Origin of the sequence: Xylanibacter caecicola (genome assembly GCF_013166515.1) — a bacterium.
Taxonomy (GTDB): Bacteria; Bacteroidota; Bacteroidia; order Bacteroidales; family Bacteroidaceae; genus Prevotella; species Prevotella caecicola.
The window spans coordinates 1-26,603 of record NZ_JABKKJ010000025.1; the positions used below are offsets into that span (position 1 = coordinate 1).

Here is a 26,603-nt window from a genome sequence, read left to right on the forward strand (position 1 = left end):
GACAATTACATTCGGAATGTCGGAAAGAAACTGAATCTCCGTCCACGCAAAAAACTCAATTTCTCAACTCCAAAAGAAGAATTCTTCAAACAAATCGCTATTTTTGCACTTGCCAGTTGAACCTGCGCGGTGTACTCCAAGAGCCTTGGCGATGTCAATAGGACGTTCTTTGTTTTGCAGTCTGAAAGATATTTCGTACCTTTGCAACTCTGTTAGATGCTTTGCCATATTTGCAACTTATGTGGAAGTTTGTCTGCAAAGGTAAGCATTTAATATCGGGGACGAAAGAGGTTATAGGTCTTTTGTCCCCATTTTATATGCTCTTTGCTTACTCACTTCTTTGACACATTTGTTGCATTATCAATTTGAATTCAGCCATTACAACTCGTATGGCTCACGTTAAGCATGTTTCATGCCACGCAATATTATTCATTCAAAATACATCAAACCATTCTTTATTGATATTGTATGCAATACGGCATCGTCAGCCGGAGTGTACTCATCCGTCCACTCTATTACATTCTCTTGCAAATTAAATAGCAAGTCTCCATTTTCACGAACCACATTGTTTACAATCATCCTCTTATTAAATACAAGACACGCTCTTCCATGAGCCAATATGATAATTGTAAGATATGGAGGCTGACTCATCAATGTAGCACCTGTGAAGAACAGAGCAACCTCGCCGTTTACCAACGTTTCATGATAAAAAGATTTATTGCCGTATTGCAATCCGGGCATAGAAACACGTTCCCAACCTTCATCATACTGCAAGTTCAACACTTCGCCCTGACCCGTATTTATTTCTATGACATTAAAATCTCCCGTCTCATTCTCCCAACCATTATATCTAAGACATCTTATCGTATAACCGACATCCGTATTTATCACCGATGTCTCTTTTAAGATATAAGGTTCTATATCAGAATGGGTTCCATTGATAAATGGTTCTATATACTCCGGAGATGTTATAATATTTCCATTATCACCTGTTCTGAATATTTGTATCTGCCCATATACATTCAATATTGACAAATATGTTACAAAAAACAATAATATACTTCTCATAATCATTTATATTTAAAAAATACTACTTCATTTTTCTTACTTGAACCAAAGCTCTTACTTATCGGTTGACAAGAACTCCTCTTCATATATCCAGTATCCATTGCATTGGGTACATAACCACCCCAACTACCACTATATGTTGATTCACCAGGTACTATTACAACAACATGTCCGCTATTTCCGGTGGGATTTATCCATCCTGCAACAACAAAAAAGCCTTCATTTGCAAGCCTTTGAGCATTTGTTATAGAGATTCTTTCCCAATGTATAGGATTGTTCATCCAATATCGCACCATATCATTAGCTCTTTTACCCTCCAAATCATTTTTATTAAATAAACTTTTAAAAGCTATTTTCACGCCAAAATTACAATAAGCATTTTTGGTTCCATATTTGGATATTATAGTAGCCACAGTATTTTTTGCTGTATTTGTTATTTGCGATGGTGTCTTTCTATTTAATTCATCTTTATTATCTATATTTTTATCATCAATAATATCATCATCACTATTATCATTTTCAATATCGTTCTCATCATTTGAATAATCATCACCCTGATCTGGTTGTCTCCACCAGTCATCGTCATTATCATTGTCATCCGGTGTAATTACGACTCCATAACCATAATAATCGTCATAGTCATAATCACTTCCACCGCCATCGTCTTTACCGTTACTTCCATATCCGTCCCATCCGGCATCTGTCCATGAATCATAGTCATAACTGCCGTCGTCGTCGTCATCCTCGTTCCATGGATCCCATGTACCCCAATCGTCATCATCATCGTCCCAACAAGCATAGCTTGTCAAGGGCATTGACAAAGATATGGCTAAAAACAATATCTTCAGTATTCTCATGGTTAAATTACTATAAATGAATGATGTTTACGCTCTCGTGCATGCCCTCACCATCTATGCTTAGGATGTATTGTCCTTTGGCAAGCGGAACATTGACAGTGATGTTGTTGGCTCCTTCCGATAAATGATGACTTCCGCAATCCGCCAGTCTCGCTCCAGATACGCTGTATATGCTCATTTTTACCATACACTGCTTGCGTGCAGTAATATTCACGGTAAATCGGTCGTCTGTTATCGGCATAGGTGTAACTTTCGGAGCATCTACCGACAAAACATTGTCTATGCTTGTAGTGGCAAAATCACGTTTCATTATCGCCACCATGGGTTTACGCTTCTCTCGTGTAGAGGTCTTTGCCGTAGAAATCCGCGTGTACATGGTATTGTCCGGCGAGAATTCGAACGACATGTTACTGATTACCCACTTAAGCAGCTTCTCTTCATCCGTAATTCTGCGTCTTGACCAACTGTTCCCAACCCTTCTGTCCGACACGAAGACGGCACGGACATCATCACCCGACATCCATCTTACAGACAATAAACTGTCATCCAATGATATATACATTGACAAGTCTTCCTCTTTCAGTATCTGTTTGCCGGACCAGTCGTATGTATATATCTTACCGCTCCACGTACCGGCAATAGAATCCCTGCGTGCCGTCTTGCACATGGCTTTCATCCTGCGTGCGCTTCTGTAAGAACTGCTTATTCTTTTCCACTCGGTTTTTCCACTTGCGTTTTGCGCCTTTATAGAGTCAAGCACGTTGTTTTTCGTCAAGTCCACAGTCCATCCGTGCCCGTTCTTTACAGCCCTTTCGAAATATTTCTCGGCTTTCTTATAGTCTGGAACCGTATCATATCCATGAGCATAATAGGTGCCCAACAGGAAGCTGCAACCCGGATGGTTCTTGCCCGAGCCTTTTTCAAGAAGTTCCACAGCCTTGGCATAATCTTGTCTCACACCCATGCCTTTATACGTAAGATATCCCGCGCCGTAACATCCCTGTGCGCTTCCTCTGTCAGCCGCCTCTTTGTAACAGGCATACGCAATGGTAAGGTTACGCCCTACGCCGTCGCCAAACTGATACATTCGTCCCAACTCGCACATAGCCCGTTTGTCCCCGCAAGCCGCCGCCTCGTTCAGCAAACGACGGGCAGACATGACACTACGCTTCACACCCTCGCCCTTTATATACATCAAGCCGAGTTCACGCATACCCACAATATGTTTCTTTCGGGCAAGATATTTATATATATAAGCAGCCTTCTCAAGGTCGACACTTGTATTTATTCCATATTTGCAGTTGTGGGCAATCCTCAGCAGTCGCTTCGTGCTTATCGAATCGAGAGGATGTCCCTGCATACGTACTGCGGCAAAAGCACAGAACATACATATTATTAATATAATCTTTTTCATTGTCACCACCTTACCTTTCCGTTTACAAAACGTCCCTGCGCTTTCTGCTTTTCACGTATTTCGCTCTCTCGCAATGACACAGGTTGCACTTGTTTAAGCCTGCGTATGTTTTCCTTTTGTTTCTTTATATTATATTTGTCCCTGACATATACAATCTTTTCCGCCATAAGATAATTGAATATGGCGGTTTTCTTCTCCTTAAGCTCCGCATCTGTATACTCTCCCGTCTCAGAAAGCAAGTCTGTTTTGTACTGTGCTTTTACTTCTATCTCCGGAGTTGATGTCACACGTATATACCTGTTACGCTGCGGTTCGGTCAGTGTATTCATCAGTGCTTCATTAAAAGCCTTGCCTGCCTCGTACTTCATTCTTGCCGCCACCACGGCATCTTTTATGTCATAAAGCGAAGAATCGATCTTCTCGTTATACCTGTCGTATGCTTCGCGTATGGCTTTTTCCTGCTCTACGGACAACTTTACGATTTTTGTAATTTCAATGATTTTACGGTCAGATCTCTGTCCCGTCTGCTGTCCATTATCGGCAAAAACGTTTCCGGTAAGAAGCACGGGAAACAATAGAAACAAAAATCTTTTCATGTCGTTTGTGTTTTTTAGTTTGTTTAATGTTTGTTTTTCATATCTGCAAATATAGTATTTTCATCATTACGTTGTTTGATGACGTACACCTTTTTCCCGTTTTTATGACTATTATGACAATTCGTCATATCAAAAAAAACAAAATGTTATGACATGTGGTTTTACAAACTTTTTACAGGCTGTTTACATTTTATTTACAAGCATTTTACAACTTTTTACATCCTCGATGTATCTCTCTGAAAATCAAGATGATACCTTTTAGCTTCCAAAAGGTGGCATTTCAGACTCTGAAAGGTGGTCTTTCAGAATGCAAAAGGGCACCTTTTAGAATGCTAAAGGTCAGCTGTTGGAAAACAGACATTCACGTGCAAGGGAAAAATAAACGGCATGCAAGTCTTTTTTAACGTCTGATAAGACTTTATTCAGTTTTTTTTTCTACTTTTGCATAGCAAGGTATATACCGCACGGAGACATGCCGCACGATGCCGGGAGTATATGCCCCGACCGACATGAACATACATATTAAAAACACATATATTAATAAACTACAAAACAAATGGATTTAGTACAGCAAATCATCGAGCGCGCAAAGAGCAACAAACAGCGCATCGTGCTCCCCGAAGCAACAGAGGAGCGTACACTGAAAGCAGCCGACAAGGTGTTGGCTGAAGACATAGCAGACATAATCCTCATCGGCAATCCCGACGAGATTAACGGTCTGGCAGAGAAATGGGGACTGGAAAACATCGGCAAGGCAACGCTGATAGACCCCGAGAACAATCCCAAGAGCGAAGAGTATGCCGCACTGCTTGCAGAGCTCCGCAAGAAGAAGGGCATGACAATAGAGCAGGCACGCGAGCTTGTAAAGAATCCTCTTTACTTAGGATGTATGATTATCAAGACGGGCGACGCCGACGGTCAGATATCAGGAGCGCTCAGCACAACGGGCGACACTCTGCGCCCCGCACTGCAGATCATCAAGTGCTCTCCGGGCATATCATGCGTCAGCGGTGCCATGCTGCTGATAACAAAGCAGCCGCAGTACGGCGAGAACGGTGTTCTTGTTGTGGGTGACGTTGCCGTAACGCCGATGCCCGATGCCAACCAGTTGGCACAGATTGCGGTATGTACCGCCCAGACGGCAAAGTCGGTAGCAGGTTTTGCAGACCCGCGCGTGGCAATGCTGAGTTTCTCTACCAAGGGCAGCGCAAGTCACGAGGTGGTAGACAAGGTCGTTGAGGCTACAAAACTTGCCAAGGAACTTGACCCGTCGCTGAAGGTAGACGGCGAGCTTCAGGCAGACGCAGCCCTCGTTCCCGCCGTAGGCGAAAAAAAGGCGCCGGGCAGCGAGATAGCAGGTCATGCCAACGTGCTGGTATTCCCTAACCTCGAGGTGGGCAACATCGGCTACAAGATGGTTCAGCGCCTTGGCGACGCAGAGGCCCTTGGTCCGATTCTCCAGGGTATAGCACGCCCCGTGAACGACCTCAGCCGCGGCTGCTCCGTAGACGACATCTACAAGATGGTTGCCATAACGGCTTGTCAGGCGATGGATGCGAAGGCGTAAGTAAATGAAGAATGAAGAATGAAGAATGAAGAATGAATATAACTCTTCTTTTATAAATTACAAGAGAGAAGGGTCGGTACTTCACATTAAAAGCTATTCTTTTGCAGTAAGAATAGTAAAAATGTTTCGCCATTTGTCCTGTGACGACTGGCACCTGGCAACAATCTACAAACAGGTGCTGTGTTCGGGAACATCCGTTTCTGCCAATGTACATGAATCGGAATTCGCTCAGAGTCCTTCAGACTTCGCTTCAAAACTTTCAATAGCATTAAAAGAAGCCAACGAAACAATGAATTGGCTCAATCTGTTGAGAGATACCGATTGCATCACGACAAAGGAATTTGAAAGCATGGCAGCTGATTGCAGCGAATTGATAGCTCTTTTAGTTGCCTCAATAAAAACCGTGAAACGTAACAGCAAAATAATAGTCAAATAAAATGAATGAAGTCTTGAAGCCGGAGAAGTAAATCACATTCTTCATTCTTCATTCTTCATTCTTCATTTAAATTATGAAAATATTAGTATTAAACTGCGGCAGCTCGTCCATCAAGTACGCGCTGTACAACATGGACGACAACTCTGTCATGGCATCGGGCGGAGCTGAGCGCGTGGGTCTTGACGGTGCTTTTGTGAAGGTGAAGCTGCCGAACGGAGAGAAAAGACAGGTTATGCACGACATTCCTGAGCATACGGAGGGAGTGAAATTCATCTTCAGTCTGCTCACCGATCCCGAGATCGGGGCTATCAAAGACCTGAAAGAGATTGACGCCGTAGGTCACCGCATGGTGCACGGAGGAGAGAAGTTCAACAAGAGCGTGGTGCTCGATGATGAGGTGCTGAGAGTGTTCGAAGAATGCAGCGACCTCGCACCGCTGCACAATCCGGCAAATCTGAAGGGTGTAAAGGCGGTAAGCGAGCTTATGCCCGGTCTGCCGCAGGTGGGTGTGTTCGACACGGCATTCCACCAGACAATGCCCAAGCACTCTTATCTATATGCCATACCGTATGACCTGTACAAGGAATACGGCGTGCGCCGCTATGGCTTCCACGGCACCAGCCACCGCTACGTGTCGCAGCGTGTGTGCGAGTTCCTCGGCGTGAATGCTGCCGACAAGAAAATAATTACCTGCCACATCGGCAACGGAGGCAGTATAGCAGCAGTTGACGGCGGCAAGTGTGTGGACACGTCGATGGGACTGACACCGCTCGAAGGACTGATGATGGGAACACGCAGCGGAGACATCGACGGCGGAGCGATAACCTTCCTACAGAAGAAACTCAACCTCGATGCCGACGGCATGTCAAATCTGCTAAACAAGAAGAGCGGCGTGGCAGGCGTGAGCGGTGTCTCTTCGGACATGAGAGAGGTCGATGCAGCAGCCCAAGAAGGCAACGAACTGGCAAAAACGGCACTCGACATGTACAACTACCGCATAAAGAAATATGTTGGAGCATACACCGCTGCAATGGGCGGATGCGACATCATAGTATTCACGGCGGGTGTGGGCGAGAACCAGTCGTCTATGCGCGAAGAAGTCTGCGAGAACATGGAATGGATGGGCATCAAACTCGACAAGGAGAAAAACAGCGCCGTTCACGGTGAAGAAGCTGTGATATCCACTCCCGACTCGAAAGTTACGGTTGTCGTAATCCCCACCGACGAGGAGCTGATGATTGCGACAGACACGATGAACCTGCTGTAATACGGCACGGAAATATCCGATCATACAAAGACAGGAACAGGCGTAAAGCCTGTTGCCTGTCTTTTTTCATTTTCTACCGGACGAAATAACAATAACACATGCCGCACACGATATAAGACATTAGTATCCATAGGGATAAGCTGAAAGTCCTTTTTTAGGGAAAAATAAAGTTAAAACATCACAATATTTCATTACTCGAAACAATCCGTTAAATTAAATAATGTATCTTTGCACGCAGAAAACTTTTTAACAGTGTAAAGTTTTCTATATCGGCATTCATTGTATGCCGAAGCACCAAGACAAACGTAAAAACAAAGTATATAGTAACAGTTATTAGGTATGAAAAAGAACAGAATCTTATTGGCAGTTGCTCTTGCAACCATGCTCGTGTCATGTGGCGGAAAACAAGGCAAGCCCAATTTCGGTGACAACGAGTATGCTGTAAGGACTCTCGGTACTACAAGCACAGAGTTGGAGACATCTTATCCGGCAACAATAAAAGGTGTACAAGACGTAGAGATACGTCCGAAGGTTTCAGGATTTATTACAAAACTATGCGTAAAAGAAGGACAAGCTGTGAAGAAGGGGCAGTTGCTCTTCGTCATAGACAATGTTACATACGAGGCTGCGGTACGCCAGGCTAAAGCAGCCGTGAACTCGGCAACGGCTCAGTTGAATACTGCCAAACTGACATACGAGAACAATCAGAAACTGTTCAACAACAACGTGATAGGCTCATACGAGCTACAGTCGGCAAAGAACAGCTATGAAACGGCACAAGCTGCGCTTGCACAGGCAAAGGCAAGCTATACGTCTGCGAAACAGAATCTTGACTTCTGTTATGTGACAAGTCCGGCAAGCGGTGTCGTCGGCATGCTTCCCTACAAGGTAGGGGCACTTGTCAGCGCTTCAAGCCAGCAGCCGCTGACAACGGTTTCGGATATATCATCGATGCAGGTATATTTCTCGATGACAGAGAAAGACCTTATGGATCTTGCCAAGACGGCAGGAGGCATGAGCGCGGCAATAAAGGATTACCCCCCCGTTAAACTGAAACTTGCCGACAACTCCATTTACGGTCACGACGGACATGTGGCAGCCGTGAGCGGTGTTATCGACCCGACAACAGGCTCGGCACAGATACGTGCGGACTTCCCTAACCCGGAGCGTCTGCTAAAGAGTGGCGGTTCCGGCTCAATCGTTGTGCCGCACAAGGACGCAAATGCCATACTTGTACCTCAGGAAGCGGTGGTTGAGGTTCAAAACAAGCATTTCGCATACGTTCTCGGAGCCGGAAACAAAGTGAAATATACTGAGATAAGCATTTATCCCAACAACGACGGCAAGAACTATATAATAACCGGCGGACTGAAAGCAGGCGACAAGATTGTTGTAAGCGGTGTTACGGCACTGAGCGACGGAATGGAAATCAAACCCATAACCGAGGCACAATATCAGGAGAAAATAAAGAAAGCGCAGGAACTCGGTTCAATACAGGGCGACTATAAGAAAATGAAGGAAGCTTTCAGCAGCAAATAACGAACATATTAATAAGGTAAAAGATGAAATTAGATAGATTTATCAAACGCCCGGTACTGTCTACGGTTATCTCCATACTGACGGTGATACTGGGTATCATCGGACTGGTATCGCTGCCTATCGAGCAGTATCCCGACATTGCACCGCCTACGGTAGGCGTAAAGGCTTTCTACCAGGGAGCCGATGCGCAGACAGTGCAGAAGTCCGTGCTTGCACCGCTGGAGGAGCAGATAAACGGTGTGGAAGGCATGACATACATGACGTCTGACGCCACCAACGACGGTATGGCATCCATTACTGTCTACTTTGAGCAAGGCTACAATGCCGACATGGCTCAGGTAAACGTCCAGAACCGTGTGTCACAAGCATCAAGCCTGTTGCCGGCAGAAGTTACCAAGGGAGGTGTGACTGTACAGAAAAGGCAGACATCGAATGTGCTTATCCTTGCCCTCACCAGTGACGGTCGTTATGACGAACAGTTCCTGTCAAACTATGCGGACATCAACATCATTCCTACAGTAAAGCGTGTGAACGGTGTGGGCGACTGCCAGTCGATCGGCCTTAAGACATACACCATGCGTCTGTGGCTCGACCCGGCACGCATGAAGGAACACGGACTTATACCGTCAGACCTTACCGGTGTGTTGGCAGAACAGAACATCGAGGCTGCTCCGGGAAAGTTCGGTGAACAAAGCGACAGGAGCTACGAGTATGTGATGCGCTACACCGGACGTCTCAAGACACCCGAGGAATTCGGCAACATTATAATAAAGAGCGACAACACCGGACAGACCTTGAAGGTGAAAGATGTGGCACGTGTGGAAATCGGCGGACTTTACTATACGGTGAAGACCGACGTGAACGGCAACTCCGCCGTGATGATGATGGTGGCACAGACTGCCGGATCTAATGCCACACAGATTGTAAAGGACGTAAAGAAGACGCTTGACGGACAGGCAGAGATGTTCCCTCCCGGCATGAAGATTGAGTACATGCAGGACGTAACGACGTTCCTCTATGCTTCAATGCACGAGGTTATCAAAACTTTGTTCGAGGCGTTCATCCTTGTGTTCCTCGTTGTATACATCTTCTTGCAGGACTTCCGCTCCACGCTCATACCGCTTATCGCGGTACCGGTGTCACTGGTCGGAACATTCTTCTTCCTGCTCATATTCGGTTTCTCGATAAACCTTCTGACGCTGTCGGCGCTGGTTCTTGCCATTGCCATAGTGGTGGACGACGCCATAGTCGTCGTCGAGGCGGTGCATGCCAAGCTCGATCTTGGCTACAAGTCGGCACGTACCGCGTCTATCGATGCCATGAGCGAAATCTCGGGAGCCATTATCTCCATTACTCTCGTAATGTCTGCGGTGTTCATCCCCGTATCGTTTATCGGCGGAACATCAGGAACATTCTATCGTGAGTTCGGTATAACGATGGCTATATCGATTGTAATTTCGGCTCTTAATGCCCTTACGCTGTCTCCGGCACTGTGTGCAATCCTTCTGAAACCGAAGAATGAGGATGGAACGGAACGCAAGATGTCCTTGATAGACCGTTTCCATGCAGGTTTCAATACTGCCTACGGAAAGATACAGGAGAAATACAAGAACGGTGTGCGCCACATCGTGGAACATAAGATAATAGCATCCATAGCAGTTGTTGTGGGAATTGCAGCGCTCGTGATAATGGGAGCCACGACAAGAACAGGACTTATACCTGACGAGGACACGGGTACCGTGTTCTGTACCGTATCCACACCTCCGGGAACCAGTCTTGCGGCTACTGAGAAAGTAATGGATCAGGTAGATGCCATGCTGGCAAGCAATCCGGCTGTGAACGAACGTATGCGTATCGTGGGATATAACTTCATTGCCGGACAAGGTTCCAACCAGGGTACTTTCATCGTCAAGCTGAAAGACTTTGAAGAGCGTAATATGGGACAAAGTTCTACCGCTGTACTCGGAATGATATACAAGCAGACTGCAGCTATAAAAGGAGCACAGATACTGGCATTCCAGCCGCCTATGGTACAAGGTTTCTCTGCAACCAACGGTCTGACATTTTCTATGCAGGACCGTACAGGCGGAAGCGTGGACAAGTTTGCGGAGATAACACGCGAATTCCTTAAGAAACTCAACGAGCGTCCGGAGATAAGCAACGCCATGACGTCGTTTAACTCAAGCTATCCCCAGTATCTTATCAATGTGGATGTTGTAAAGTGTAAGCAAAGCGGTATATCACCGTCTGCCGTACTTACAACCATGCAGGGGTACTACGGCGGTCTGTACGCTTCGAACTATAACGCATACGGAAAACTCTATCGTGTATATATACAGGGTGACCCCAAGACGCGTGAGGACTACAAGAGTCTGGAGAACATTTATGTGCGCACAAACAGCGGACAGATGGCTCCGATAAAGGAATATGTGAACCTTGAGAGGGTATACGGTCCGCAGGAGATGGGACGTTTCAACCTCTTTACATCTATCGATGTCAATGCTTCTGCCGGCGAAGGCTATTCTTCGGGTGATGCCATACGCGCCATCAGCGAAGTTGCATCAACGACATTGCCCTCCGGATACACATACGAATTTTCAGGACTTACACGTTCCGAGCAACAGTCGAGCAACTCAACGATGCTTATCTTCGCTCTCTGTCTAATGTTCGTGTACCTTATCTTGAGTGCGCAGTACGAGAGCTATCTGCTTCCGCTGTCGGTAATCCTTTCCATTCCGTTCGGTCTGGCAGGAGCCTTCCTGTTCACGAACATGTTCGGAAAGCAGAACGACATATACATGCAGATTTCGCTTATCATGCTTATCGGACTTCTTGCAAAGAACGCCATTCTTATTGTTGAGTTCGCCCTCGACCGCCGCCGTACAGGTATGGCGATATCATGGAGTGCCGTTCTTGGTGCCGCAGCCCGTCTGCGTCCTATCCTCATGACATCTCTTGCCATGATTATCGGTCTTTTGCCGCTGCTTATCCCCGGAGGCGTAGGAGCAAACGGAAACCAGACACTTGGAGCTTCGGCAATCGGCGGTATGCTTATAGGTATGCTTTGCCAGATTATGGTGGTACCGGCATTGTTCGTGATATTCCAGTACTTGCAGGAGAAGATTAAGCCAATCGAATTTGAGGATGACAATTCTGCAACTGTAGACACAGAGCTGATACAGTATGCACGTCCTGTGGAAAAGCTAAAAAACAAAGACTAATATGAAGAGATCTAATATAATAGCAATAATGTCTGCAACTGTTCTGATGAGCAGTTGCGGACTATACAACAAGTATGAGCGTCCGGATGTGAATACAAGCGGACTTGTACGTGACGTTGTCTCGGCTAATGACACGCTTGCAGTGACGGACACCACGAGTTTCGGCAATCTGCCTTGGCGCAGTGTCTTTACGGATACACGGTTGCAGTCGCTTATCGAAACGGGACTGGAACATAACGTAGACCTGCTCAATGCCGCACTTAACGTGAAAATGGTTGAAGCACAGCTGACCGTAGCGAAACTGGCTTTCGTCCCGTCGTTTACGTTTACTCCTCAGGGAACTATATCGTCATGGGACGGCAACAAGGCGACAAAGGTATATTCGCTTCCGGTAAACGCAAGCTGGAGCGTGGACCTGTTCGGTAATCTGCTGAACCAGAAACGCAGTGCCCAGATGGCATTATTGGCGACAAAGGACTATCAGCTGGTTGTGAAGACGAATGTCATAGCCGGCATAGCCAATATGTACTACACACTGATGATGCTCGATAGGCAGCTCGAAATAGTCACCGACATGGAAGGACTGACAAAAGATACGTGGGAGAAGATGAAGTTCTTGAAAGAGAATAAGATAGGTTATCGTTCCACGTCCGTACAGAGTGCGGAGTCAAACTATTATTCCGTACTTGCACAGAAAGAAGATCTGAAACGCCAGATACGCGAGGTGGAGAACTCGATGTCGCTGCTCATAGGACAACCGGCACAGACCATTGCACGCGGGAAAATAGACGAACAGTCGCTTCCTGCCGAGTTCAGCACCGGTGTAGGCTTGCAGTTGCTTGCCAACCGTCCTGATGTACACTATGCGGAAATGACACTGGCACAGTGTTTCTATGACGTGCAGACAGCCCGTTCGCGTTTCTATCCGAACATAACGATAAGCGGTTCTGGAGCCTTTACCAACAACTCGGGAGGCGGGATCGTAAATCCCGGCAAATGGTTGCTGTCTGCTGTGGGCAGTCTTGTACAGCCTATATTCCAGAACGGACAGATTGTTGCCGGTCTGAAAGTGGCAAAATACAAGTATGAACAGGCATATAACACATGGCAGAACGCCATATTATCTGCCGGAAGCGAGGTGAGCAATGCCCTTGTCATGTACAATTCGTCGGACGAGAAGAGCCGTATCGAGGCAAAGCAGATAGAGGTGCTGAGAAAGAACGTAGAGGATACAAGAGACCTCATGGCAAGTTCCGGAAGTACGTATCTGGAAGTTATAACGGCACAGCAGGCACTGCTCAATGCCGAACTGGCAAAGGTTGCCGACGACTTCAACAAGATGCAGGCTGTCGTAAGCCTGTACAGCGCACTTGGCGGAGGCAGGGAGTAAAGAATGTTGATGTAACGTCAAACATCAGACATCTAACATTATCAAATCTAACATAACGAATTATGATTAGTCCAAAAGCAGAGATACACCCCAATGCCAGGATTGGCAAGAACGTGACAATATATCCTTTTGCATATATTGAAGAGAATGTCGAGATTGGTGACGACTGCGTCATCTATCCATACGTAAGCATAATGAACGGCACAAAGCTGGGACGTGCCAACAAAGTATTCCAGAATACGGTGCTTGGAGCCGAGCCGCAGGATTTCTGTTACTGTGGTGAATGCTCACAGCTGGTTATCGGCGACGAGAACATAATACGCGAAAACGTAGTGATAAACCGCGCCACCCATTGCAGCGGACAGACGGCGATAGGCAACCGCAACTTCATCATGGAGGGAGTACACATATCGCACGATGCGAAAATCGCTCATGCGAATGTATTCGGATACGGCACAAAGATTGCCGGTGACTGCGAGATAGGCAGCCGTGTTATATTCTCGTCGGGTGTCATTGCCAATCCCGGGGCACGTGTTGGCGATGCCGTCATGATACAGAGCGGAAGCCGTTTCAGCAAGGATATTCCTCCTTTTATCGTTGCAAGCGAGAATCCTATAAAATACGGAGGCGTAAACACAACGATATTGAAAAACTATGATGTGCCTGAAAAAGTAATCAACCACATAGCCAACGCCTACCGCCTGATATTCCACGGTCAGACATCTGTGTTCGATGCAGTAATGCAGGTTGAGGAACAGGTGCCGGATGGAAAAGAGATACGCAATATCATCGAGTTTATACGTGGTACAAAGCTTGGTATTATAGGAAAGATGTAACTCTTTTAATAGCAACCTTTATAAATGACATGTGTGTCAAGATGCAAAGACACTTGCTTGCGGCAATGTGTTAAGGCATTTTGACACACATTTTGTTTTTGGGTGTTGGGGAAGGAGATAAAGGAAGATTCTTCCGTGGCACAGCCACATATCTTCTCCTATCTCCCTTTATCTACTTTCCCGGTTTATTTCTCCAAACGGTCATACTCCTCGTCGGTGACAGGCTCGAGCCATTCGTTTGAGGCGTTCTCGCCTGGTATCTCGAAAGCAAGATGAGCAAACCAACTGTCGGTTGCCGCTCCGTGCCAGTGTTTCACATTGGCAGGAATATGAATTACAGTGCCGGGTAAAATCTCCTCTGCTGGCTTGCCTTCCTCCTGATACCAACCACGACCGGCAACGCCTACCAGCATCTGACCTCCGCCTTTCGTTGCATGGTGGATATGCCAGTTGTTGCGACAACGCGGCTCGAAGGTAACGTTCGAGAACAGTATCTGCTCGGTCGAAATCCGTGCAAGGTAGCTGTTGCCCGTAAAATACTTGGCGTATGCCGTGTTCGGCTCGCCTACAGGAAATATCATTTCACGCTGGAATGTCGCTTTTGCATCATCTCCGGCTGTGTTTTCCGTCCATATATCCTTAGCAAGACGGAACGCAGCCCACGCTTTGGGCCAACCGGCATAAAAGGCGATGTGGGTTATAATCTCGGCTATCTCGGTACGGGTAATACCATTGTTTTTTGCCGACTGGAGATGATATGTCAACGAACTGTCGGTCATTCCCTGACTGATAAGTGACGTGATCGTCACCAGACTGCGGTCGCGCAGACCGAGTTTGTCGTTTCGGCTCCATACCTCGCCGAAGAGAACATCGTCGTTCAGTTCTGCGAATTTCGGCGCGAACTCGCCAAGTTGGTCGCGTCCTGCGGTCTGTATTATTTTTTTCTGTGCCATAATATGAAATGTTATAAGACTAAATACTGAGATTAAAATAATTCGTTTCATGATTTTATTGTTTTTCTATTTTTACCCGTATATCGCCGCCAACAGTCAGAGCTTCAATTCCATTCCCGTCGATACGACCTATCCTTATCAAATCATTGCTGTGCGACCAACTCTTGCAAAAAATCGCCACGTTGCCCCAAGGCGCATAAATCGTGATGTCTCCGGGCTTAGGGGTGCAACCGCGCGTTACACCTTCGGTTGTCAGTGCCGGCGTGGGATAAAAGATTTTTTCGGTCATATTGTTGTAGTCGTTCAGTGTAACCTCCAATGGCAGACGGGAAAGGAAATCTCTGCCTGCGACATTGTCCTCCATCGTGGCGATAATCGTGCGGTCGCCTAACGTGATGTTCACTTTCAGTGATGTCATATTTTGTTCTTCTTTACTTGCTCCTATATCTTCGAGCCATGTCTTAATGCGGTTTTTCATTTGTATAAAGGTTGAAGAGGTTAACAACAGTGTATGCTCGATTACCGTTGCACCAGGGCAAAGTTTGCGGGCTTCACCTACGGAAGTAGAAATGCCGCTGCTGCCGCTTGATGCGAACAGAGCTATCCGTTTTCCTGCAAGCTTCGTCGCATGGTCGTGCAGAAACGTCTGCATGGGAGTAGCCATACTGCCGTACCAAATGGGATAACCGACAAATATCATGTCATAATCATCAAAATTTTTCACCGTGTTTTTTACCGGTGGATAATGACCTCGGCGTATGCCGTCAAGTTCCTCCTGTGAACGGGACAGCATGGCGTTATAATCATCGTCGTAGGGCGTTTGCGGCTCAATCTCGAGCACATCGCAATCCAATTGTCTGCAAATTTCCTCCGCCATGCGCTCGGTATTTCCGCTGCGCGAAGCGTAAAGCACCAAACAACGAGCACTACCGTCGGGAGAGGGAGTGTCGGGGTGTTCCTTGTTGTCATCACCATCAGGTTTCTCCGGCTGTTCGGGAATTGCAGGTTCGTTATCAGAACTGCTGCATGCAGCCATGGAAAACATGGCAAACATTAAAAACGAAATCAATAATAACTTTCTCATATTCAACTCATTTATGTGTTTCTGAAATAATGTCCTGCAGAATGGACATCTCGTTCTTTTCCAACCGGAATACTCCTGACACTGCTTCGAAAGAAGTGTCGTTTTGTTCGATAAGACATTGCAATATCTTATCGGGAGTTGTGTGATAACGGTCGGCAAAGAAGCCGACGTCGTCATGATAGATTTCTTCCACCATATCTGTTTACCGGTTCATCATTCTCAATAGTTTTTATATTGCAAAATTATCATTTCCTTATAAAACTGGATGTACCAATAAACGGGGTATTTGTATTCATTTTACTGATTTTTGTGTAACGTTGTTCGTATGTTTGACGGGAAAACGTAAATTTGTACATGCCGGTTGAACTTACAAAATGTAAAAAGTCTTTTGTTTGTTAAAATAAGCATTGCTTTTTATTACGATAATTTCCTTCGTTTTAGAAAGGAATTATGCACAAAATTAAAGGAATGTTTTTATGCCCGATTATCGGATTTGTAACACATAACGATAAAAGCACATTCGATTTGGCGAAAATAACGCTCAGTTTTCATCCTGCCGGAAAACCTTATCGGAAAGAAGAAAAATTAAAGGATTAAAGGTTAAATACATGTATGTATATTATTAAATATATATTTAGGAAATAATAGATTTATAGAACGTTAATTATTTATGGCATGCATTTCGACATTATCATCCGAATCGGACTTATTGATTAGTTTTGAAATGCGTTTCATCTCTGTAACAGCTGCCCGTACATCTTTTCTGCTGTAATAATACTTTGTGCGAATCTTCCAAATTTGTTTCTTCGTGAGATTATTATGTACTGTAAATGGCTGAAATTCACATTTAAGATGAATTTCAGCATCTGACGAGATAAAACACATTCTCGTTATGTCTGCACCGGTTTTATCAATATTTATATCATAATTAGTTTTTAGATAGTCCATGACTTGTGGAAAAGCGCAATGTTCATGTATAATCCAGATGTCATCATGTTCAATTAATTCTGCATATTCTAAATAAAGCAATGCTTTTAATCCGTTACCTGAAGGAGACTTCCATACACAAACAATATACAGGTCTGATTGTAATTGTGATTTTATAGTTTCAACTTCGCTTTGATTGTCTATATCAACTATCAGCAACGAAGTGTATCCGCTGATATCAAATTTATGTCTTGTATCAAAAAATATTCCGGAAAAGATATAAGCCGGCAATTGTTTTTTTATTGCGCGATATGATTTCAAGTTCCCTTTTAAATACAGTCTGCGAATATTTTTTACCTGCTTTTTGTAAACTTCCTTACGTATCGCATTGAGCGCTTCGAACAGGGTAATCGTCTTATATGATTTTGCATAAATATTTGGGCAAAAAGAAATACGTTTGTTTAAAATTGCGCGAGTATCCATTATTCAGAGTTTTATAATAGTTTTGGAAACAAAAAGGAAACAATATATGAAGATGCATTTAAAGGCAGAGAAGTCATGTTACTGTGGTTAATCGAGACAAATTTAATAAAATTGCGTGAATAATCACATCTACGTGTCGAGATTTAATATTATAAAAAGTCTTATAAGGCTGTATAAACCTTAATACACTTATAAACGGCAATCGGTCGTGGCATGTATGCGCCACGACCGATTGTTCTTTTTTATGTAATCAATGCATAAGCACAATTATCTCTGTACGTATTTCTTTCCTTTCTTCACAACTATACCTTTGAACGATGTACCTACACGCTGTCCGGAAGTGTTGTATGTGTTACCTTCATCCGATAATGTCTCGCCGGCAATGATGCCGTCCATGCCGGTAATGACTGATGAAGGTTCGCCAAGTCCGCCACATGCGTTTGCAACACGTATACAGTAGCTGCCGCCGCCCAGTTCGCTAAAGTTGTATGACGTGGATGTCGTAAAGGCAACGACACTGCCGTTCTTGACAATAGCATAGCCGATAGCACCGGGTACAGACTGCCATGTAATCATATTGCCGCTGAATGACGGTGCAGGTGCTGCAAGCTGTATGGTGAGCTGCTGAGGTTCCCAGCCTGATTCCAAAACTTTGCCAATGGTATATTCTGCCGCCTTGGAAGCCGTTATTACAGGTTCGTCCGAACCTGATGCCGCACTGCAGTTGGCAAGCGAACGCATGGATAGGTCGAGCTTGTTGCCGTTTGCATCCATCGAACCGTACTCATGGAAACGTAAAACGAGACCGGCAGTCATCTTGCCCCAGCCCTCTTCCTTCGGAAGCTGCTTGAACGTCGTATTAAGATAGGTGGCGTGCGGAGAGTCGCCCCACGGACGTCCGAGATAGAACTGTCCGGCTGCGGAGGCATCGCCTTCTACCGTACAACCGTTGAACACCATGCCGTAATATCCGGGCTGGGTATTGGGGGCTGTTATGTAGCCGGCACCTGTATTATGCAATGTACACTGCTCGAACCATGCCGTACCGTCACCGTATACGTAGTCTGTCTGTCCGGCGATTACGGATGTCTCGAAATAGGCAGAGCCGTCAGCCTTATTCAGATAGTAGGTGTCCTGTATGCCCTGCAGCGCTACGTTCTTGTATACGGCACGCTTTCCTCGCTGCCTTATCGCCATAGCCTGACCTTTGGACTTCTTCGTGTCCCAGTCACGACCCTGTCGTACTGTAAGGTCCTGCATGTATACATCGTTCTGGTTCTGGTCTATGAAGAGTGTGGGCGTGGTGTCGGCATAGTTACCTGTTGTCACCGGATTGTTTGTTATGACTACACCGTCACGGCTCTCGCCAATGAGTGATATATTGCCTTTCACCTGGTTCTTGGCAGAGGTGCCGTAGTCGTATACACCGTTGTGCAGGAATATGCGGTAACGCTGTGCCATGTCCGCGCGGCTGTTGGCTTTGGAAAGGGCTACCTTAAGTTCGTTTATCGTCTTCACCGCCGCATCGTACGGAGCCGCGTCGAAGATGTAGCCGTAATCATCATACGACTTATAGTTGGCTGTAAGCTCAGTGTTGCTCTTTATGGTATAGATGAAGTTCTCTTTGGTGCTTACAACGTTACCGTTTGCATCCGTCCAGTTTTCGAAAAGATAGCCGGCATTCGGTCTTACGATAAGCTCTATTTCCGAGCCTTCGTCAAATTCGCTGCCTGCCGGCGTCCAGCTGATCTGTGCCACATCGGCGGGAGAAGCCGTGGCGTTGAACGTATATTTCTTTACCTCGGGAGCAGTACCGCTGAACTTTCCGCTTATCTTAATGTTGTTGAAACCTACATATTTGGAGGGGTACACATCGTAAGCATAGATACGTACCTTTAGCGGTTCTGCCGACGACACTACGGAAGCGACACTTGCAAGGTCTATGGAAACGTTGCTGATGGTCTCGCTCTCGCGGTTTGGCTTGAACTTCTCCAGTACGGTGATTTCCTCTCCGTTGCCCTGCTGCACGGTTACGTCCACGAGTATGGAGCCTGTGCCGAAACGCAGCGAGTGGAAACTGATGTTCTGCGGATGGAAGAACACGCCTGCCGCAGGCTGTATGTCAAAAGTTATATTGTCCGACGCCACTCTTTCAGGGTTCTGTACGCCTGATACCGGGCTTACCTTTACAAATGTCTCGCCCTGTCTTGTCTCAGAAGCAACGGTCAGCGCCGTGCTTACTACGGCTGCCGCCTTGACAAACATGTTTGAAGGCACCTTCACGCCGTTCTCCGTTGCCTCGCCCGACGTCCACGCCCACGTTATGTTTGCGTCGCCCTCGGTTATGACGGGTGTCTCGCCGAACAGCTTGACTGCGCCCACTGCCACTTCATAGCCCTCGATGCTTGCCACTTGCAGGCGGTACTTCTTTGTCTTGTCGAGCGCAAGCTCCAGCACCTTCGGGTCCTGCTTGTGCGCAAAGGCGCCCGACTGTGCACTTACTGCCGCACTGCCGTCTGTCGGTGTCGCCGTTACGAGGGCATAGTCGGTGTTGCTGCTCTGACTTGTAACGAACACACGTACTTTCTCCGTGCCTGTTATGAACATGTCCATCGTCTTGTCGCTGTTGTTCACCAATGCGGCCTTGCCTGTGTAGTATGCGGTGTTGTCGTCTATTACGGGATCGAAGAAGGTGCGGTCGTTGGGATAGTCAAGATATGATGCCTGTATCCAGTCTACCGCCCTCACGTTGTCGGGTGTGGTGTAGAATATCTCGTAGTTGAAGCCTACGGGTATCTCGGGACTGTGGAACACGCGGTCGGGAGTGTTCCAGTTGTACGGCATCATCACGGTGATGTCTCTCATCTTGCCTGTAGTGTGCGTGTAGACGTAGGTATCGCCGGTAGCCTCTGTCTCAACAGAATTTGCAGACGGGAGAACCCTTATCGTAACCTTTGCTCCCTGACATGTGGGTATGGTTATCACCGAGTTGTCGTAGCTCAGCCTTACGTCGTGAGCTGCGCCCGAGAAGTTTGCCTGCGTTACGTATATGCCCTTGCCCGTTATGGCAGGTGCGGCAGCCATGTTCCATACCACGGTGACATCGCTTGTGCGGTCTGCCATGTCCACCTTGTTCTTGGTGAATATTGCCGTGAGCGTCACAGTCTCTTTCTTGAACGTTGCCTGCTGTCCGGGTGTGTACACCTTTCCCTCTGCCTGCCAGCCCGTGAGGGTGTATCCTTCCTTGTAGAGCGTGGTGTTCTGTGGTATGATTACCGTGCGTCCGTCGGTGCCGTAGCTGCCTGTGGTCGTGGCAGGCGCCTCACCCTCAACGGCGGTGTCTGCCACCTTATATATAATAGTGACGGTCTCGGGTGCCACCACCTCCGGTCCCGGTTCTATGTATGTGGCGGATGTCTCGTACTTTGTTTTGAGTATGGTGCCGTCAGCCACGGCGTTCAGGTAGTTCTCGAGGTTAGTATATCCGTTTGCTGCCACGGCATTGCCGTCGGCAGGGTTGTTCTTGTCCAATCCCGTCTCTTCTTCGTATTCGTCGGGCATTCCGTCGCCGTCGGAGTCGCGCATGTATTTGTCCTGTCCCTCGACGAACATGCGCGGCATGTTGTTGTAAACCACGCCGTTCACAACGTATGTGTCGGCGTATGACAATTTGACGTCATTGGGCGAGTCGATTATTCCGAGTGCGTTGGTGCCTCCCTTGAAGCGCGGGTCTACCGTGCCTGCCGCTTCTGCCAGCAATCGGGTGTCCACCTCGTCATAGCGCGGCAGCGATGCGCCCGCCTTTGTCGTGACGTTTTGGAATGCTGCGTCCGCCGTTTCGTATGTCATGCCGCTGAGGGCATATGGCAGTTCCTTAAGGAGATATTTCTCAGCGTTTGCGCCTGTCATGTTTATGCCGCGGCTGTTGTTGGCGTTTACCGTGCCGTAGTAGTTGTCGGCGTTTACTTTTGAAAGCTCGGCATCGCTCCATACAGTCGCCTTTGGCGCATGCTTGCTCGACAGTTCGTATTTGTTTCCGCTAAGGTACCACTCGCCGTATGGAGTTGACGGGTTTGTGAAATAGCGTGAGCTTGTGGCGTTGGGTCCGGGACGCCAGTAGTTGTTTATCATGTATACGCGGTTGTATCCGTTGGCGTCTGTGACATACTCGCCGCCGTAGCTGCCTCCGTTGTTCGAGCCCCAGTTGAACATCACGTTGTTGGCAAATTCAGAGTCTACGAACTGGTCGTGCTCGCCCTTGGTGGCACTTACTTTGCGCACGCCGTTGAAACGTGGCGAGCGCGACATCGAGTTTGTTATCAGCGTATGGTGCATGGTTGAGTGCTCGCCGCCCCACTGCATGGCGTATGCACGCGCGCCCTTGGAGTTCTTCGAGTTGTACAGAGCCTCGCCTATGATACACCACTGTATGGTGGTGTAGTCCGTGTCGTATGCGGTGATACATTCTTCCATGGACCACGTCATGGAACAGTGGTCTATGATTACGTTGTCGCAGTTCTCCATGTCAAGTCCGGTAAGGCTCTCGTTGGGAATGTCGCCTGCACGGAAGCGCAGGTGCCGGATGATGACGTTGTTCTTGCAGATGTACAGCGGATAGCCGCTAAGGGTGATGCCGCCTCCGGGAGCGGTCTGTCCGAGTATCGACACGTCGGGATACTGGAACTTCAGCTTGCTCGTCAGGTAGATTGTGCCCGACGTTGCGAACAGGATTGTGCGCGGACGTCCGCCGTTGTCGTGTCTCAGCGCCCATCGCAAGGTGCCTTCCACGAGGTTGTTGTCGGTGCAGTCGTCCGTCCGCGTTACGTAACACACTTCGCCGCCGCGTCCGCCGGTGGTGTATTTACCATATCCGTCGGCGCCGGGAAAGGCAAGCATCTTCTGCTGTGCCTGCATCTCGCTTATCGGAAGCATCGCAAAGATAAGCGCAAGTAATAGATAAAGTTTTTTCATTGTTATTGTAATTGATAGTCTGTCCAACGTCTCGATATCTCGCCGTAACGGCATTCAATACAGCCGCGGCTCCGTCAAAGAACGCCGTGTGGCATGTCTCTGTTTCATGTCCTGCCGAGAGGGCAATACATACCTCGGCGCATATCCTTCCTTATTATAATACGGTGGTATGTGGCAATTCCCTTTTCGCGCGCCGTATTTCTCGTTGTGACACAGTGCCAAGCATTCCTTGCGTTTTGCTTTCACCGTGATTTGGCATGAATCTCGATACGTGCAATGTTTGAAAAAACAAGTGCATGCGGACTGAAATATCGCAAAGACGTACGAGCGGAGATAAGGGTGCTGTCATACAGGATGTTACGATGCGCGAAAGAAAAGTCTGCATGCTCCGGATGCGCAAAGATACCTTCGAAAGTCGCCAAACGGAGCGCCAAGCGGATTTTTGGCACGTGCCGGAGCAATTTTTGGATCGATCCAGAAAAAATTTTGGATCGATCCAAAATTCTCTCCGGCACGTGCCACGCATCCGCAAAGTGCATATTCCCGCTCGCAAATCACGTCTGTTCCACCCTAAAACATGCTTCTGCCGTCTGCCACCGCGCTGTTTTAATCCTCCGCGACGCATGTTTCAGTAGAATATTTCATGCGCGTCCCCACCTTTTTCAAAGGTAATTTCTTTGCAAGAATATAACAAATATGCCGCTTTTCCAAGGTTTTATTTGTTAAATATGCCGCTTTTCCAAGACTGTTGCCTTGTTTAACATGAGGCAAACCACTCCGGAGCTGATAAAGTGCGCCACTTCACACCGTAAACCTACGCACTTTGCAGCGTGATGTTACGCACATTACAAGCTAAAGTGGCGCACTTTGGGGTGTGGAAATAAAGCAACGACAAGAGGCGGGAATGTACATACACTCCCGCCTCCATATATTATATATGTTATAAAGATGTTATAAGGCTCTTACTTTATAACCTTCACAGATGTTCCATCGCTGTACTTCACGATGTTCACACCCTTGCCGAGCGCGTTGACGCGGGTTCCGCCCACGGTGTAGATAGCTTCAACAGTCTTGGCTGTGCTTTCTGCTACCGCAGAACCTATTCCTGTCGGTGTTTCTTCCGTCCACTGCGGATTTTCAGCCGTTATGTCCAGATATGCCGTCTTTGCATCCGCGTCACCGCAAATGAGCGCAACGCCCATTACATACGCTTTCTTCTTGAACGATATCACAAACTTGCTGTCTGCAGTCCATGGAATCAGTTTCTCGCCCTGTATTATTGAAGTGCCATCGGGACCCGTTGCCTTCTCGTAGAACTGATAAAGCATGTTTACGAGTTCGGTATCGCCTCCCATGGTCATCTTTATTGTTCCTGCCGTAAGTTCTTCTGTCGTTCCCTCCTGGTTGTTTGTCAGGTCGAGCACCAGTTTCAGCGGTTTGTTGAATGACATCTCTGTCCATGTCGTTGTCTCAAAACCGGGTGCATAATACGGATTAAGCTTGCGGTTAGTAGGATCACCCTCAAAATGGCAGTAGTCGTTTTCCACCGATGTTCCGGTGTACTGGCGTGCATATGCCTGCAACTGTCCTTGCGAAGCCAGATAGAAGATAACTTTCTTTATGTTCGACACACCCTGCGGATTGAATGTATCCTTGAACTTCAGCTCCGTATTCGAGTTCAGGCACGCATATGTTCCGGCCTTGAATGCTATACCCGTCTCGGCATCCGTATAGTCATTCTTAAGGATGTGATAGTTTGCACCGGCTGCCGTTCCGCCTGAAATAGGCAACGTGCTGTATTCCGCATCAAGGAATGCCTCTGAAATCTTGTCGATACATCCTCCGCCAATCTCATCACCTGCAAATCCCGGAGACACAGTTGTGCCGTCGGCAACTTTCATGGACGTTGTGAGGACATAGTTCCTGTCGAGTTTGAATGCCTGCGCGTTTGCAGAGGCAACGCCTACCAAGGCCATCATAGCCAATGTGTAAATCTTTTTCATCTGAATGTTTTTTAGTTTGTTATTAAAAGTTTGATTGTCAGCGGAAGCGCCGCCACCGGTAGCCGGGGAATTATTCAGCAACCGGCAGCAGCACTTTCATACGTATTCACATTATATCAATATCCCGGGTTCTGGTACTCGTCACCGTTGCTCAGACCTTGAAGGAACGGCGTCGGTATGGGACGCAGGGCATACTCGGGCTCGAAATACTGACCGAGGTCGGGATGCGTAGCGTTGAGATAAGTGTTGTCCTTAAGCATTCCCGTACGCTTGAGGTCGTAGAAGCGTGTGTGCTCGCCGCAAAGCTCGCGTGCACGCTCGTCCAGAACGTCGCGCAGAGTGGCTGTGCCGCCGAGGGCGTTGGCTCCTGCACGCAGGCGCACCTTATTAATATAGCCTGCAGCACTGCCTCCACCGTTAAGGTAGATGTCTGCTTCGGCAGCGATGAGGTAAACCTCCGCCATGCGCATTATCAGCACGCCGTTGAGGTTACCGTTGCGCATCTTTGCAGCGTTGGCAACATAATAGTTGCTGCTGTTGTGCTTATTGAGCGACGGGTAGAAGTAACGGAAGATGTTTTCCTTGCCGTTGTAAGTCATGTTGACGTTCTTCGATGCGTCGTTATACACATCTTTATAGTCAACCACGAGGTACGGCACGGTTTTCTTCACAGCCATTTCGGCTGCATAGTCTGCATCCTGCGGCATCACGAACTTTATCGCCTTGTCGCCTACTGCCAAGCGCTTGCCTGTGAGCGAACCGTCTTTGTCAAAGTTAGTTACCACATCCGGTTTCCATATAAACGACTTGTTTGCATTCCATTCCGTTGTGAACGACTTATGGAAGCGCGGGTCGAGCGTGCCGTCGTTCTGCACGTACAGATTAAGAAGATACTGTGTGGGCATGAAGATACCCTCTATGGCACCATCCCATGTGAGGCATGCTTCCTGAGTCTTCTCGCGTGCGCCGAACTTGCTCAGTGCGCAGAGGAACTTCTCATCATAGCGGTTCAACTTCCAGTTGCCGAGACTCGAGCCGTGACCATCGCTGCCTGCATACCAACGATGCTTCCACAGTGCCTCTTTGTTCTCCCAGTTGTTTGCCTCCTTGAACACGTCGTCATAGGTTGCATACATATATGCGCCGTAAGTAGCACCGCCTGCCTCGCAGTCAGCGATAAGAGCCTTTGCCGTGGTCAGCGCTTCCTGCAGGAACTCGTCCGTACCATACTCGCGCGTCTGCAGACACGCCTTTGCAAGCATACCCATTGCAGACTTCTTCGTGGGCTGTGTAGTTGTCGCGTCAGTTCCCTTATCGAGCCACAGTGCTGCAAAGCGCAGGTCGGGAAGTATCACCTCTTTATATATAGTGAGCGGATCTGTGCGCGATGGTGAGAAGTCCATAGATGTGGCAGGCGCCGTAAGCATCGTCACGCCACCGAACTGCTCGACTGCGTTGAAATAATACACTGCGCGCATGAAACGGGCTTCTGCCACTTTCACGTTCTTTGCCTCTTCCGTCTTGAACGGTGCGCGGTCTGCCATTGATATGGCGAGGTTGCAGGCACCTATACCGTCGTATATGGCATTCCATATATCCTTGGTATATGTGGTGTTGGGCGCCGTACCGGCATAGAACCACAAGTATTGCGTATACTGCGTACCCTCGTTCCCTTTATATGTCCACAGATCCGTGTCGCCCTCGGTCAGTTCCATATATCCGTCAGTACCGTAAAGGTAACGTTCCATGCCGAAGTAGACATTGTTCAGCAGTGTCTGATAACCCTCAAGCGAACTTTCCGCCATTGTGCCCATCGTAAATCCGCCGGGGTTCTCCTCTGACAGCGAGCACGAGTTGAGGGCAAATGCGGCAGCAACCGCAGCTGCCGACATAGCCATGTTCTTTATTGTTATTTTCATAGTTGTTTTCTTCTTGTTTATAGTTTTTTATTTAGGTTTTTAGGTTTCAGGTCTTAAGGTGATGAATGTCCT

General features: G+C 47.4%; 18 protein-coding genes and 1 pseudogene. 8 read left to right on the forward strand and 11 right to left on the reverse strand.

The window, feature by feature from the left end; genetic code table 11:
* A pseudogene (locus tag HPS54_RS13150) lies at positions 1-120 on the forward strand (IS30 family transposase); the annotation flags it as partial.
* A 309-nt stretch (positions 121-429) separates the two neighbouring features.
* Here HPS54_RS13150 and HPS54_RS10905 read toward each other — a convergent pair.
* Genes HPS54_RS10905 through HPS54_RS10920 form a run of 4 tightly spaced genes read right to left on the reverse strand, consistent with a single transcriptional unit; the run spans position 430 to position 3,935 of the window.
* Entirely contained in the window at positions 430-1,068 is a 639-nt protein-coding gene (locus HPS54_RS10905) for a hypothetical protein (RefSeq protein WP_172345483.1), read from the reverse strand.
* Between the two features lie 2 nt (positions 1,069-1,070).
* Positions 1,071-1,925, reverse strand: coding sequence for a hypothetical protein (locus HPS54_RS10910; protein WP_172345484.1), 855 nt, complete (start codon positions 1,923-1,925; stop codon positions 1,071-1,073).
* A gap of 10 nt (positions 1,926-1,935) precedes the next feature.
* A complete protein-coding gene (locus tag HPS54_RS10915; protein WP_172345485.1) occupies positions 1,936-3,339 on the reverse strand; it encodes a tetratricopeptide repeat protein in 1,404 nt (467 codons plus the stop codon).
* Positions 3,340-3,341: 2 nt separating this feature from the next.
* Complete coding sequence (locus tag HPS54_RS10920) at positions 3,342-3,935, reverse strand: hypothetical protein (protein ID WP_172345486.1); 594 nt, start codon at positions 3,933-3,935, stop codon at positions 3,342-3,344.
* Positions 3,936-4,491: 556 nt separating this feature from the next.
* Here HPS54_RS10920 and pta point away from each other — a divergent pair.
* The 7 genes from pta to lpxA all read left to right on the forward strand — a co-directional run bounded on the left by pta (position 4,492) and on the right by lpxA (position 14,191).
* Complete coding sequence (pta, locus tag HPS54_RS10925; RefSeq protein WP_172345487.1) at positions 4,492-5,502, forward strand: phosphate acetyltransferase; 1,011 nt, start codon at positions 4,492-4,494, stop codon at positions 5,500-5,502.
* 25 nt (positions 5,503-5,527) lie between these two features.
* Positions 5,528-5,938: a four helix bundle protein gene (locus HPS54_RS10930; RefSeq protein ID WP_172345488.1), complete on the forward strand. Its 411-nt coding sequence runs from the start codon at positions 5,528-5,530 to the stop codon at positions 5,936-5,938.
* A 73-nt stretch (positions 5,939-6,011) separates the two neighbouring features.
* Positions 6,012-7,205 (forward strand): acetate kinase, encoded by a 1,194-nt coding sequence (locus HPS54_RS10935; protein WP_172345489.1) that lies wholly within the window; start codon positions 6,012-6,014, stop codon positions 7,203-7,205.
* A 339-nt stretch (positions 7,206-7,544) separates the two neighbouring features.
* On the forward strand, positions 7,545-8,744 hold the full coding sequence (locus HPS54_RS10940; protein ID WP_172345490.1) for an efflux RND transporter periplasmic adaptor subunit: 1,200 nt from the start codon (positions 7,545-7,547) through the stop codon (positions 8,742-8,744).
* 23 nt (positions 8,745-8,767) lie between these two features.
* The gene (locus tag HPS54_RS10945; protein ID WP_172345491.1) at positions 8,768-11,965 is read left to right on the forward strand and encodes an efflux RND transporter permease subunit; all 3,198 of its coding nucleotides are present in this window, start codon (positions 8,768-8,770) and stop codon (positions 11,963-11,965) included.
* A gap of 1 nt (position 11,966) precedes the next feature.
* On the forward strand, positions 11,967-13,355 hold the full coding sequence (locus HPS54_RS10950; protein WP_172345492.1) for a TolC family protein: 1,389 nt from the start codon (positions 11,967-11,969) through the stop codon (positions 13,353-13,355).
* A gap of 62 nt (positions 13,356-13,417) precedes the next feature.
* On the forward strand, positions 13,418-14,191 hold the full coding sequence (gene lpxA / locus HPS54_RS10955) for an acyl-ACP--UDP-N-acetylglucosamine O-acyltransferase (RefSeq protein WP_172345493.1): 774 nt from the start codon (positions 13,418-13,420) through the stop codon (positions 14,189-14,191).
* A 185-nt stretch (positions 14,192-14,376) separates the two neighbouring features.
* Here lpxA and HPS54_RS10960 read toward each other — a convergent pair whose 3' ends face one another.
* The 7 genes from HPS54_RS10960 to HPS54_RS10990 form a co-directional block, all read right to left on the reverse strand.
* Entirely contained in the window at positions 14,377-15,195 is an 819-nt protein-coding gene (locus HPS54_RS10960; RefSeq protein WP_172345494.1) for a carboxymuconolactone decarboxylase family protein, read from the reverse strand.
* A 4-nt stretch (positions 15,196-15,199) separates the two neighbouring features.
* Positions 15,200-16,228: a cyclophilin-like fold protein gene (locus tag HPS54_RS10965; protein ID WP_172345495.1), complete on the reverse strand. Its 1,029-nt coding sequence runs from the start codon at positions 16,226-16,228 to the stop codon at positions 15,200-15,202.
* Between the two features lie 7 nt (positions 16,229-16,235).
* Positions 16,236-16,424, reverse strand: a complete 189-nt coding sequence (locus tag HPS54_RS10970; protein WP_172345496.1) for a hypothetical protein — start codon at positions 16,422-16,424, stop codon at positions 16,236-16,238.
* Between the two features lie 464 nt (positions 16,425-16,888).
* Positions 16,889-17,638: a BT4734/BF3469 family protein gene (locus HPS54_RS10975; protein WP_172345497.1), complete on the reverse strand. Its 750-nt coding sequence runs from the start codon at positions 17,636-17,638 to the stop codon at positions 16,889-16,891.
* Between the two features lie 267 nt (positions 17,639-17,905).
* Positions 17,906-22,609, reverse strand: coding sequence for a pectinesterase family protein (locus HPS54_RS10980; protein WP_172345498.1), 4,704 nt, complete (start codon positions 22,607-22,609; stop codon positions 17,906-17,908).
* A gap of 962 nt (positions 22,610-23,571) precedes the next feature.
* Positions 23,572-24,612 carry a hypothetical protein gene (locus tag HPS54_RS10985; RefSeq protein ID WP_172345499.1) on the reverse strand — a complete coding sequence of 347 codons (1,041 nt, stop codon included), beginning with the start codon at positions 24,610-24,612 and terminating at the stop codon, positions 23,572-23,574.
* 116 nt (positions 24,613-24,728) lie between these two features.
* Positions 24,729-26,531 carry a RagB/SusD family nutrient uptake outer membrane protein gene (locus HPS54_RS10990; protein WP_172345500.1) on the reverse strand — a complete coding sequence of 601 codons (1,803 nt, stop codon included), beginning with the start codon at positions 26,529-26,531 and terminating at the stop codon, positions 24,729-24,731.
* Positions 26,532-26,603 lie beyond the last annotated feature (72 nt).